The organism is Burkholderia sp. LFS061, assembly GCF_047978125.1.
In the GTDB taxonomy this organism is placed as follows: domain Bacteria; phylum Pseudomonadota; class Gammaproteobacteria; order Burkholderiales; family Burkholderiaceae; genus Burkholderia; species Burkholderia pyrrocinia_C.
Window position 1 is genome coordinate 35,797 of the sequence record NZ_JBFPFS010000037.1, and the last position, 12,073, is coordinate 47,869.

The 12,073-nt window shown below is 66.3% G+C and carries 10 protein-coding genes; 9 read left to right on the plus strand and 1 reads right to left on the minus strand.

All coding sequences use genetic code 11. The annotated features are described in order from the left end of the window. Nucleotides 1–74: 74 nt before the first annotated feature. From waaF to ACNQQL_RS26715, 4 genes are all read left to right on the plus strand, one after another. Nucleotides 75–1,112: a lipopolysaccharide heptosyltransferase II gene (gene waaF, locus ACNQQL_RS26700; protein WP_072442744.1), complete on the plus strand. Its 1,038-nt coding sequence runs from the start codon at nt 75–77 to the stop codon at nt 1,110–1,112. Nucleotides 1,113–1,227: 115 nt separating this feature from the next. Beyond that, entirely contained in the window at nt 1,228–1,674 is a 447-nt protein-coding gene (locus ACNQQL_RS26705; protein WP_034178922.1) for a nuclear transport factor 2 family protein, read from the plus strand. A 34-nt stretch (nt 1,675–1,708) separates the two neighbouring features. Further along, nucleotides 1,709–2,746, plus strand: coding sequence for a hydrolase (locus ACNQQL_RS26710; protein WP_347066880.1), 1,038 nt, complete (start codon nt 1,709–1,711; stop codon nt 2,744–2,746). Continuing rightward, nucleotides 2,739–3,326: a DUF2946 family protein gene (locus tag ACNQQL_RS26715; RefSeq protein WP_347066882.1), complete on the plus strand. Its 588-nt coding sequence runs from the start codon at nt 2,739–2,741 to the stop codon at nt 3,324–3,326. Before ACNQQL_RS26710 ends, ACNQQL_RS26715 begins: the two co-directional genes overlap by 8 nt. Before the next feature lie 39 nt (nt 3,327–3,365). On the opposite strand, the gene ACNQQL_RS26720 is transcribed toward ACNQQL_RS26715, so the two are convergent. Further along, nucleotides 3,366–5,060, minus strand: coding sequence for a M48 family metalloprotease (locus ACNQQL_RS26720; RefSeq protein WP_347066884.1), 1,695 nt, complete (start codon nt 5,058–5,060; stop codon nt 3,366–3,368). Nucleotides 5,061–5,238: 178 nt separating this feature from the next. On the opposite strand from ACNQQL_RS26720, the gene moaC reads away from it, so the two are divergent. The 5 genes from moaC (at nt 5,239) to ACNQQL_RS26745 (ending at nt 12,071) form a co-directional block, all read left to right on the plus strand. Next, complete coding sequence (moaC, locus tag ACNQQL_RS26725; RefSeq protein WP_347066886.1) at nt 5,239–5,727, plus strand: cyclic pyranopterin monophosphate synthase MoaC; 489 nt, start codon at nt 5,239–5,241, stop codon at nt 5,725–5,727. Between the two features lie 115 nt (nt 5,728–5,842). After that, a complete protein-coding gene (locus tag ACNQQL_RS26730) occupies nt 5,843–8,530 on the plus strand; it encodes a type VI secretion system tip protein VgrG (RefSeq protein WP_347066888.1) in 2,688 nt (895 codons plus the stop codon). Continuing rightward, nucleotides 8,523–9,389, plus strand: coding sequence for a hypothetical protein (locus ACNQQL_RS26735; RefSeq protein WP_347066890.1), 867 nt, complete (start codon nt 8,523–8,525; stop codon nt 9,387–9,389). Before ACNQQL_RS26730 ends, ACNQQL_RS26735 begins: the two co-directional genes overlap by 8 nt. Nucleotides 9,390–9,468: 79 nt before the next feature. Beyond that, the gene (locus ACNQQL_RS26740; RefSeq protein WP_347066927.1) at nt 9,469–10,620 is read left to right on the plus strand and encodes a glycosyl hydrolase; all 1,152 of its coding nucleotides are present in this window, start codon (nt 9,469–9,471) and stop codon (nt 10,618–10,620) included. A gap of 191 nt (nt 10,621–10,811) precedes the next feature. Continuing rightward, nucleotides 10,812–12,071: a WD40/YVTN/BNR-like repeat-containing protein gene (locus ACNQQL_RS26745; RefSeq protein ID WP_416392722.1), complete on the plus strand. Its 1,260-nt coding sequence runs from the start codon at nt 10,812–10,814 to the stop codon at nt 12,069–12,071. Nucleotides 12,072–12,073: the final 2 nt, after the last annotated feature.

The window sequence follows — 12,073 nt, forward strand, 5'->3', positions numbered from 1 at the left end:
GCCCTTCCCCATTCTGGCAACCCGAACGCGGCGCCCGCGCGCCGTGCTTCATTACGACATCGGAAGTCCACCTGATGCGTCGAGCGCTGGTTATCGCACCGAACTGGATCGGTGACGCATTGATGGCGCAGCCGCTCTTTGCGCTGCTGAAGAAGCTCCATCCCCGCATCGCGATCGATGCGGTCGCGCCCTCGTGGGTCGCGCCCGTGCTCGAGCGGATGCCCGAGATCCACGATGTCTACGCGACCGATCTCGCGCACGGCAAGCTGCAGCTGCTGCGCCGCTGGCAGCTCGCGAGCGACCTGCGCGACGTCGGCTACGACGCGGCGTACGTGCTGCCGAATTCGCTGAAGTCCGCGGTGATCCCGTGGCTCGCGAACATCCCGCTGCGGATCGGCTACACGGGCGAGCACCGCTACGGGCTGTTGAACGTGCGGCACGCGAATCCCGACAAGTCGGGCGAGCGGCCGCCGATGACGACCCACTACGCGGCGCTCGCGTACGCGCCGGGCGCGAAGCTGCCCGAATCGATGAAGACGCTGCCCGCGCCGCGCCTCGACGCCGACCTGAACGAAACGGCGCGCGTGTCCGCACGTTTCAATCTCGATACGCGCAAGCCTCTCGTCGTGTTCTGCCCGGGCGCCGAGTACGGCCCGGCCAAGCGCTGGCCGCCCGAGCACTTCGCGTCGCTCGCGACGATCGTGCACCAGTCGTTCCCGTATACGCAGATCGTCGCGCTCGGCTCGCAGAAGGACGCCGCCGCCGCACAGGCGATCGCCGACCACGCGCCGAACGTGCGCAACCTGTGCGGGCAAACGTCGCTGTCCGAGGCGTGCGCGCTGATCGCGCGCGCGAACGCGGTCGTCACCAACGATTCGGGGCTGATGCACGTCGCCGCCGCGTTGCGCCGGCCGCTCGTCGCGCTGTACGGATCGACCGATCCGCGCCACACCCCTCCGCTGTCGGACCTGGCGAAGGTACAATGGCTGCATCTCGAATGCAGTCCCTGCTTCGAACGCGAGTGCCCGCTCGGCCACCTGAAGTGCCTGCGCGAACTCGGTCCCGAGCAGGTATTCGGCGATTTGCGCGGCATGCTCGTCGGGCAGCGCTGACCCTGGCCGGCAGCGTCGCACGGCGCGCCGGGCAATCCGATTCACCGGTGTGCGGCGGCCCCATCCGGGCCGCCGTGCTGAATACGGCGCGCGACGCGCGCGAGAGACAACCCCGATGCCACGTTTTGCCCGCCTCTTCGAAGCCGCTGCCGATACGCTGAACGCCTACTACCAGGCCGTCGCCGATGCCAATCTCGACGCGCTGCTGGCGTTGTGGATCGACGAGGATTTCGCCAGCTGCGTGTGGGCGGACGGCGAGCATCTGCATGGCCTCGACCAGATCCGCAGCGGGCTCGCCAACCGGCTCGCGACGCGCCCGGTGACGATCGAACCGCTCGACATCCGCGTCTACGACAGCCTCGGCACGGTCGTCTACACGATCGCCGAAGCGCATCAGCAGGCCGACCTGACGGCCGAACCCGACATGGTTTTCGCCACGTACGTGATGATTCACGAACGCGGCGAGTGGCGCATCGCGCACATCCACGCGAGCCCGATTCCCGAACAAGCGGCCGGGCAGTTCGCCGCGAAGATCCGTCATGGGCAGGGCCCGCTGCACTGACGAAAAGACGAAGCAACGCATACGCGGGGCGATCATGAGTACGGCTTCTCCGCCCACCTCGCCGCTCGCCGGGGCCCCGGCCCCGGACGACGACACACTGCGCTATCGCGCACCGCGCTGGCTGCCGAACAGCCATGCGCAAACCATCGTGCCCGCGCTGTTCGCGCGACGACCGGCCGTCGCCTACCGACGAGAGCGATGGGAAACCCCCGATCACGACTTCATCGATCTCGACTGGGTCGCCCATCTCGACAGTGCGGCGCCGCCGCCCGATGCGCCGCTGTTCGTGCTGTTCCACGGCCTCGAAGGCAGTTCCGGCTCGCACTACGCGCTCGAGATGATGGCCGCCGCGCGCGCGAAGGGCTGGCACGCCGTCGTGCCGCACTTTCGCAGTTGCAGCGGCGAGATCAACCGCCAGCCGCGCTTCTACCATCTCGCCGATAGCGCCGAGGTCGACTGGATCCTGCGCCGGCTCGCCGCGCAGCATCGCGGGCCGCTGGTCGCAGCCGGCGTGTCGCTCGGCGGCAACGTACTGCTGCACTGGCTCGGCGAGCATCGCAGCGACACGTCGATCCTGCAGGCGGCCGCCGCGATCTCGACGCCGATCGACGTGCATGCGGGCGGCCGCGCGCTGTCGCAGGGGTTCGCGATGGTCTATACGCGCAGCTTCCTGAAGACGCTCAAGCGCAAGGCGCTCGCGAAGCTCGACCAGTACCCGGGGCTGTTCGACCGCGACGCGATGCTGCAGGCCGTGACGATGCGCGACTTCGACGAGGCGGTGACCGCGCCGCTGCACGGTTTCGCAAACGCCGACGACTACTGGACGAAGGCGACGACGCGGCCGCTGTTGCCCGCGATCGACGTGCCGACGCTGATCCTCAACGCCCGCAACGACCCGTTCCTGCCCGAATCGGCACTGCCGGGCCCGGCCGACGTATCGCCGGCCGTCGAGCTCGACCAGCCCGAGGCCGGCGGGCATGCGGGATTCATGACCGGGCCGTTCCCCGGCCGTCTCGACTGGCTGTCGGCGCGCGTGTTCGGCTATTGCTCGAAATTCGTCGACCATGGATGACATCGTCAGGCAGGCGCTCGCCAAATGGCCGAACGTGCCGCACTGCACCGGCTGGCTGCTGCTCGACCGGCGCGGCGAATGGCGGCTGCGCGACGACGCGGCGCAGGCGACCGGCGAGCTCGGCTCGCCGATCCGGCATGCGGCGCTGAACGCGTTCATCGGCCGCAACTACGAATGCGACGCGCGGGGCCAGTGGTACTTCCAGAACGGGCCGCAGCGCGTATACGTCGAGCTCGCCTATACGCCATGGGTCGTCCGGCTCGCCGAGCGCGACGGACAGCTCACGCTCACCGACCAGACGGGCGCCGCGTTCGAACCGGACGAAGCATGGCTCGACGACGGGGGCGGCGTGCTGTTTCGCGATGCAGGCGCGCCGCCGCGCATCGCGGCGCTGCACGACCACGATCTCGGGCTGTTCGCCGATCACGCGGATTTCGACGCCGCGCCGCCCGTGCTGCGCTGGCGTGACGGCCGCGCGCTGCCGCTCGGCACCATCGTCTGCGCGGACGTGCCCGCGCGGTTCGGCTACGTCGCGAGTCCGGCGCGACAGGCACGCGACGCGGCCGACAACGACAACTGACCCGCACCCGCCCTTCCCGCGTTCGCCGCGCGCCGGCCGCTACCCGCGGCCGTTCTTCTCGTCGTCGCGCTCTTCCTTGTAGCGCGCCTCGAATTCCAGCAGCCGCGCGCCGATGATCGACTGCTCGTAGAAAGACACGTCCTTCGCATCGCGCGCTTCCTTCAACTGGCGGATCGCCGACGGCCATGCGCCATCGAGTGCAAGTTTCTCCGCGAGCGCGCGGCGCCGCGCGAGCACGTCGCCCTTGCCGTCGCTCGCCTTCGCGAGGTAGTCCCACCAGTCCGGCTGCTCGGGATCGGCCTGCGCCTGCGCGCGTGCGAGCGCCTGCGCTTCGGCGAAGCGGCGCGCGGAAATCAGCGCCTGCAGGTGCGCGACGATCGCCGCGTGCGACGCCGGCCAGCGCCGCTGCGCGAGCGCCGCGAGCCGCACCGCGTCGTCGGTCCGGCCCGCACGGCGCGCGATGTCGGCGGCCAGCACGTCGAGGCTCGGCGAACCCGTCGCCGGGTCGTCCTCGCGCCGCTCGCGCGCATCGAACGCGCCGCGCGCCGAAGCGAGCGCCTTGTCCGCCGCGTCGTACTGGCCGAGCAGCGTGTTCGCGAGCGCGATGCCGTACCAGTTCGCCGCGACGTTCGGTGCCGTGCGATCGTCGATCTCAAGCTGCATCCGGCGCGCCTCGGCCGAGATGTCGGTCGGCGCGCGGTTCTGCAGGACGCGCAGCCGCGCGCGCACGAATCCGTATTCGGCCGACTGGCGCGGCTGCCGGTACGGCGCGCGGCGCGCACGATCCTCCATGTCGGCGATCCGCTCGCCGGTCAGCGGGTGCGTGCGCGCATAGGCCGGCACGCCCGCGTCGCCCATCGACGCGCGTTCGAGCCGCTCGAAGAAGCCCGGCATCCCGTACGGGTCGTAGCCCGCGCCCGCGAGCAGCTGGAAACCGACACGATCGGCCTCGCGCTCGGCCGAACGCGAGAAGCGCAACTGGTTGTCCACCGCGTACGCTTGCCCGCCCATCGCGATCGCGCTGCCGAGATCGCCGCTTCTCGCGAGCACGCCGGCCAGCACGCCGAGCAGCATCGTCGCGAGCGCCGTGTAGCCGCTCTTTTCGCTCGCGCCGATCATCCGCGCGATGTGCCGCTGCAGCACGTGGCCCATCTCGTGGCCGACCACGGACGCGAGCTCCGATTCCGTCTGCGTCGTGACCACGAGCCCGCTGTTGATCCCGATGAAGCCGCCCGGCATCGAGAACGCGTTGATCTGCGGATCGCGCACCGGGAACAGGTCGAAGTCCGGCGTGTAGCCGCCGATGTAGCGCGCGGCCGCCGCGGCCGCGAGGCGCGCCGCCATCGCGTTCAGGTAGTCGCGTACGAGCCAGTCGTCGAGATAATCGGGATCGCGCCGCACTTCGCGCATCACGCGCTCGCCGAGCCGGCGCTCGGCACGCGGCGTCAGCGAACCGCCGGAGCCGTCGCCGAGGTCGGGCAGCTCGAGTGCGCGCAGCGGCGCGCGCAGGCTCGCGGCCGGCGCCGACGCGCCGCCCGCGCCCGAAAACCGGCTCTCCGCGCCGCCGTACGTGCCGAATACGCCGGTCGCGATGCCGGACGGCACGGTGGAAATCGACGGGGAATCGCCGGCCGCCGCCTCGAGCGGTGGCGCGGACGCGCTCTGCGCATGGCCGCTCGGCGGCAACGCGAGCGCGACCGACAGCGACACGGCGAGCAACTGTTTGACACGCATGGCAGGATGAAAACGACGCCGTCCCGCGCGCCGGGCGCGCATCGCGGCGTTTGGTCTGAATATTCGGGTCATTGTACCGGCGCATGCGCGACTGTCTCGTGCCGCGCATGCGTCATCTGCGCCCCCGGCGACGCGAACGCCACTGCTATGATAAGCGCCCGTTGAGACGGAGCATGACATGTCAGGACTCACCCATTTCGATGCCGCCGGCCATGCGCACATGGTCGACGTCGGCGGCAAGCAGGAAACCCAACGCATCGCGATCGCGCGCGGCACGATCCGGATGCTGCCGGCCACGTTCGCGCTGATCCGCGACGGCAAGGCGAAGAAAGGCGACGTGCTCGGCGTCGCGCGCATCGCGGCCATCCAGGGCGCGAAGCGCACGGCCGACCTCATTCCGCTGTGCCACCCGCTCGCGCTGACGCGCGTGACCGTCGACTTCGAACTCGACGATGCGCTGCCGGGCGTCCACTGCGGCGTGCAGGTCGAGACGTTCGGCCGGACCGGCGTCGAGATGGAAGCGCTGACCGCCGTGCAGGTCGGGCTGCTGACCGTCTACGACATGTGCAAGGCGGTCGATCGGGGGATGGTGATCACCGACGTGAGCGTGCGGGAAAAGCGCGGCGGGAAGTCGGGGGACTGGAAGGCGGAAGACGCGACGGGTTGAAGCCAGGGCGCCGCGGCCCGCCTGCAAATTCGAGATAAAACCGGTTTTCTCATACAATTACCGGATTCCGCACGAGAGAGCGTGCGAACCCGCACAAAAAAAGCGAGCACTGGTGATGAATTCGCAAGCGTTAAGAAGCGCATTGCTGGCCGGACCGGTTCAGCACGAGCGGCTTGTCAAACTGGATACGCCGCTCGGCCCCGACGTCCTGCTGCCGCATCGCGTCAAGGGACGATCGCGGCTCGGGCGCCATTTCGAGTTCACCGTCGATACCGTCTCGGTGTCCGACAGCCTCGAACTCAAGAAACTGATCGCGCAGCCGGTGACGCTTTGGGTCCAGCAGGCCGACCGGTCGTACGCGCCTCACCACGGCTACGTGCATGCCGCCCGCCGGCTCGGATCGGACAGCGGCGTCACGCACTATCAGATCGTGTTCGCGTCGTTCCTGCACTTCCTGAAGTTCCGTCGCGATCAGCGCATCTGGCAGGACCGGTCCGCGGACGACATCATCGCCGACGTGCTGAACCAGCACCCGCAGGCCAAGGGGCGCTTCACTTTCAAGCTCTACCAGCCACTGCCGTCCCGCTCGTTCTGCATGCAATACGAAGACGACTGGAATTTCGTGCATCGCCTGATGGAATCGGAAGGCCTGTACGGCTTCTGGGAACAGGACGAGGACGGCAAGTCGCATCGGCTCGTCATCGTCGACCGCATCGACGCATTGCCCGCGCTGTCGCCGCGAACCGTGCGCTTTCATCACGCAGGCACGGGCGACGAAGCCGACACGCTCGTCCAGTTCTCCGGTACGCGTACGCTGCGAAGCGTCGAGCGCACCACGCGCACGTTCGACTACAAGCAGCCGCCCACCGCGTCGAATCCGAAAGCGACCCATACGCCGACGATCGCGAATCAGGGCGACCTGCCGCAGCAGCTCGAAGTCTACGAATACACGGGCGCCTACACGTATCCCGAGCAGTCTCGCGGCGACCATCTGTCGAAGATCTGGATGGAGGAGCAGGAGTCTCATGCGAAGCGCTTTCACGGCGTCGGCGGCGTGCGGCGCATGGACGCGGGACGCACGTTCGAGTTCGCGGATCACCCCGAACACGACAAGGACGATGCCGGCCAGCGCGAATTCGCCGTGATCGAGACCGCATGGATCATCGTCAACAACCTGCCCGTCGGCGACGGGCAGGCCGCCTTCCCGCACAGCCTGCAGGCCGAGATCGGCAGCATCGTGCAGGCCGGTGGCGCCGACTCGTCGCGCGTTCGCCATCCTGACGGCAGCGAGGGCTTTTTCCGGATCAGCATCGAAGCGCAGCGCACGACCGTGCCGTTCCGCAGCCCGCTCGAACACGCGAAACCGCCGATGCACCTGCAATCGGCGATCGTCGTCGCACCGCAAGGCGAGGAAGTCCATACCGACGAACTCAACCGGGTCAAGGTCCGCTTCCATTGGGACCGCCTCAACGACGGCGACGAGAAAGCATCGTGCTGGCTGCGTGCCGCGACGTCGGATTCGGGCAACGGCTACGGCGCCGTCCACCCGCACCGCAGCGGCGAGGAGGTGCTGGTCGATTTCCTCGGCGGCGACTGCGATCGCCCGATCATCGTCGGCAAGCTGTACAACGGCGCGACGAGCCCGCAGTGGCACACCAACGGGATCCTGTCCGGATACCGGTCCAAGGAATACGCAGGCGCCGGCTACAACCAGCTGGTGCTCGACGACGCGACCTCGCAGAACCGCGTGCACCTGTACAGCAGCCAGACCAACGCACACCTGCATCTCGGCTACCTGATCGACCACACGGGCAACAACCGCGGCAGCTATCTCGGCAGCGGCTTCGACCTGCGGTCCGACGCATACGGCGCCGTGCGCGCGAACCGCGGCCTGTACGTCACGACGCATCCGAAACGGCCGGCAAGCCAACCGCTCGACGTCGAGGAGACGCAACAGCAACTCGTTCGCGCGGAAGGCCTGATGGAGGCGATGTCGGATGTCAGCGCACAACATCAAGGCGAGTCGCTCGACCCCGGCCACGCGGCGCTGAAGCAGTTCACCGACGCGACGCAAAACAGCGTGAGCGGCAGTGCATCGGGCGGCCGAACCGCCGGCGGCGGAACCGGCAGCGCCAATGCGTTCAAGGAGCCGGTGATGCTGTTCGGCAGCCCGGCCGGCATCGGGATGTCCACGCAGCAGTCCACGCAGCTTGCCGCGGACCGTCACATCAACCTCGTCAGCGGGCAAAGCACGCACGTCGCCGCCGGAAAGTCGCTGATCGCGAGCGTCCTCGACCGGATCAGCCTGTTCGCGCAGAACGCGGGGATGAAACTGTTCGCGGGCAAGGGCAAGGTCGAAGTCCAGGCGCACGCGGACAACATCGAGCTGACCGCGCAGAAGGCGCTGAAGCTGATGGCCGTCACCGAGTCGATCGAAGGCGCCGCGGCAAAGGAAATCCTGCTGACGTCCGGCGGCGCCTACATCCGCATCGCGGACGGCAACATCGAAGTGCACGCGCCCGGCAAGATCGACATCAAGGGAGCGCAGCATGCGTTCAGCGGTCCCACGCACCTGTCGCAAACCATGCCGACGCTGCCGAACTCGACCGGCAACTACGATCAGGCGTTCATCGCGCACTGGGCCGGCACCGACATTCCGGTGGCGAACACGCGGTACCAGATGTTCTCGAACGGCAAGCTGCTCTCGGAAGGCGTCACCAACGCGGCGGGAGAGACGGGGCTCACACAGAGCCATGTGCCGCATGACGTCGTCGTCAAGTTTCTAGGGAAATCGAATGGCTGACGGACAACAGGAAAAGGTGCTCGGCACCGGCTCGGGGATGCTGACGCCGACGGGGTACAAGGATCGGCCGAAGGTGGAGATCAATATCTGCGACAAGCATGTCACGCCGGCGCCGAAATGGATCGTCGGCACCTGTCCGTTCTACTATCGACCGCTTCACGGCGCCTATCTGGAAACGGTTGAAAAGGTCAGCATGTCGAGCATTTGGTCGACCATCAAGGGCTTCGCCCTCTCGTGGGATCCATGGACCGACTCCGATGTAGCGCACCGCCTCCTGCATCGGCGCGAGCAACTGATCGAGCCTGGCAGTTCGGATTCCGACTGGTCGCGGCATGGAAACTTCATGATGCGTCATATCGGATGCGGACATAAACCGCCCGATTACTACATCAGCTACGGCTACTACTATTGCTCCGACTACGGCGCCAACCTTCTCCCGCGACTGTCCGCCCAGGGGAAAGCGTGGTTGAACAAGGCGCGGAAGCTGCTCCAGGCCAACATGGAAGACGGCCTGAACCAGAACATGATGGGCAATACGATCCAGATGGCCAGCCCGACACCGGGGAACGGCGGGGTCGATATGACCTGGCCGCAATTCGAACTGGAAATGAACAACCAAAAATTCAAGGAGTTCGCGTTCAAGACGCACCCGATGGCCTATCTCGACGGAGGATTGGCGGACTTGCCGGTCACGGATCTCGTCAAGATCGGGATGCGTCCGAACATCCAGGAATGGGGCGAAGGAAAGACGTGGGGGCAGGCTTTCGATTCGGGCATCCCCGTTCTCCGGAAAAAGGCCGAGGAATGGGATGTCGACGATCCGGTCGGCAAGGCGCTCGGAAGACTGCTGGTGAAGTGACATGCGAAAAGGCAAACGATGGCTTTTGATCGCGGGATGCGTTCTTGTTCTGCCGATCGCTATTTACGGATATACGGAAATGACTTCAGGGTGGGAAACGGTATCGACCGAATTCATGCGCAACGACAAGCCGTACGGCGCAGGCGCATTTCGCGTGCAACGCAACGACTTCATGTCGTTGAAGGTTGCGAGACCGGAACTCACGTTCAAGCCGGAAAGCGAGCAGAAGAACCCTGACGTCGCGGAGTTCGCCGAACCGTGGATGGACGACTCGAACGAGCGCCTGAACCGGTCCACCGTCAGTTTCCTGCGCGGCACCCTGGGCGGCAGCGTCGCGCGTCACTTCCAACAACCGGGCCAGACCGCGTCATGGTGGTACTCGCCCGACTGGCGCGTCCTGTACGTCAGTACCGGCTGGATGGATTACAAGGCGCCTCGCCCCGACGACGGCGCGGTCCCTCAGACCACCAAGCTCTGGAAATCGAGCGATGGCGGCCGGCACTGGTCCCAGCTCCAGTGGCCGGCGGACCATAACATCAGCCGGTTGCTGTTCATCGATGCTCAACGTGGCTACGCGATCGGCTGGGGACCACACGTCTGGCGAACGGCAGACGGTGGCCAATCGTGGCAGGAAATCAAGGAGCCTCCAGGCGCGATCGTCCAGGGGAAGTCGCGTAGAACTTTCGACGGTACCAACCTCGGCCCGGACGGCACATTGCGCGTCGCCTATCCGAGCACCGACGTCGAGCATCCGCAACCGGCCGGCATCGTCAGTCGGCTCGGCTGGGATCAGCAGGACTTCACCCAGGAAGCGGTGCTGCCCGGACAAGTCGTCGTCGGCCTCGAATCACCGCCGGCCCCCGCCCGAGATTACCCCCTGTATGCGCTGTCGCGCGCGAGTGGTGAATCCGGCGGCAGCCACGGTGCAGGTGTCATTTCAGCCTGGACCAGCGAGCACCCCGATCACATCCGGGAGTTGCACACATTCGAAGGCCACTTGACGCTCAACGGGCTGAGCGCGGGGCGCAACGGCGTCGTGCTAGTCCACGCTACCGATCCCAACACCGCCAACGGCGGTGGCTCGCCCATCGACCTGACCATCAGCAGCACCGACGGCGGCAAAACGTGGCAGCAGACCACCGACAAGGCTTCGCAGGGCGGCTACTTTGACCCGGAATCGAATACGCTCTACTCGGTGTTTGCCTACACGCTGAGGAAGCGGCAATTCTGATTGCCGCTCGACGTGCTTGGCGCAGGCTGCGTCCGCAGAACTCGACGAAGCCCGCGACATGACCCGTCGCACGAGCAAACATAACGGCGCGGTTCACTGATCAGGCAAAACCGTCGCGCGCGAGGCCAGTCAAGCGCCAACCCGAATTCGTCCCTCGACTTCCGTCGGCCCCCATGCGAAATCGATCCAAATTGAAGCGACTGGCTGCCATCGCGCTCGGCAGCGCCGCGCTAGCTTTTCTGTACGAAAGCACGGGCCCTCGATGGGAAACCGTTTCGTCGGAAGTCACGTGGCCGGACCCGCCGGTGGGTGGTGGGGATTTCTACCTTGATGGCAGCACGATCATGTCGCTCACGGTCTCCGATCCCGTGATTACGCTGAAGCCTGCCAGCGAGTGGAAAAGACCGATGGTCGCCGAACCCATCGAAGCGTGGATGAACAATGCGGGAGAAACGCTGAATCGACGAACCGTGAATTTCTTCCGCGGCACGATCGATCACGGGCTGCAGCGTTACTTTCAGGCGCCCGGCCAGAAAACCGCTTGGTGGCATTCGCGCGACGGGAACATCCACTTGATCAGTGCCAGCTGGATGAGCTACACGTCCGCGCGTACTGCAGACGATCTCGTCCCGCATCAAACCCAAGTCTGGAAATCGCTCGACGGCGGCCGCCATTGGTCACGGCTCGAATGGCCCGAGCACGAAGATATCGATCAATTCCTTTTCATCGATGCGCAGCACGGCTACGCGATCGGCTGGGGTCCTAGCGTCCGACGCACATCCGACGGCGGCGAATCCTGGAAGCAGATCGCGCCACCGCCGGGTGCGGTTGTCCCCGGCGAAACTCGGCGCCAGTTCAAAGGTGTGAGCCTGGGCCCGGACGGCGTACTGCGAGTGGCTTACCATGTCGATCGATCGGCAACGGCCCCTGCCCGCAGCGTCATATATCGGCTCGCCCCGGATCAGCAGGCGTTCGTTCCGGATGCCGTCCTGCCGGACCAGACAGTCGTCCGGCTCGAGTCGACACCTGCCACGGCGGGGAGCTACGCGCTTTACGTGCTGTCCCGCCTCGACAATGAGAGCCACACCGACGCTACACGGGATCGCGGACACCGGACCGGCGTACTTTCCACATGGACGAACGCGCAACCCGAGCATGTCCGGAAAGTGGCGACGTTCGACAAGAAGCTCATTCTGGGTGGCCTCGACGTGGGCCGCGACGGCCTGCTGCTCGTGTACGCGATCGATCCCAAGCAGGCGATCGATGATCCACCGGTCGCCCGGATGTTCAGTAGCACTGATGCTGGCAAGACCTGGAAACAGACTGACGACGAGACGATCTATCGCAGCAAGTACTTCGATCCGGATACGAACACGCTCTATTCACTGCTCGGTGCGAGACTGAAGAAGCTGTCGTTCCCGATGCGAAATACCCCCGCTTCAAAAGACTGAAT

Coding starts and splice junctions, on each gene's coding strand:
- waaF (WP_072442744.1), top strand. CDS start 75: ATGCGTCGAGCGCTGGTTATCGCACCGAACTGGATCGGTGACGCATTG.
- ACNQQL_RS26735 (WP_347066890.1), top strand. CDS start 8,523: ATGGCTGACGGACAACAGGAAAAGGTGCTCGGCACCGGCTCGGGGATG.
- ACNQQL_RS26710 (WP_347066880.1), top strand. CDS start 1,709: ATGAGTACGGCTTCTCCGCCCACCTCGCCGCTCGCCGGGGCCCCGGCC.
- ACNQQL_RS26705 (WP_034178922.1), top strand. CDS start 1,228: ATGCCACGTTTTGCCCGCCTCTTCGAAGCCGCTGCCGATACGCTGAAC.
- ACNQQL_RS26720 (WP_347066884.1), bottom strand. CDS start 5,060: ATGCGTGTCAAACAGTTGCTCGCCGTGTCGCTGTCGGTCGCGCTCGCG.
- ACNQQL_RS26740 (WP_347066927.1), top strand. CDS start 9,469: ATGACTTCAGGGTGGGAAACGGTATCGACCGAATTCATGCGCAACGAC.
- moaC (WP_347066886.1), top strand. CDS start 5,239: ATGTCAGGACTCACCCATTTCGATGCCGCCGGCCATGCGCACATGGTC.
- ACNQQL_RS26715 (WP_347066882.1), top strand. CDS start 2,739: ATGGATGACATCGTCAGGCAGGCGCTCGCCAAATGGCCGAACGTGCCG.
- ACNQQL_RS26730 (WP_347066888.1), top strand. CDS start 5,843: ATGAATTCGCAAGCGTTAAGAAGCGCATTGCTGGCCGGACCGGTTCAG.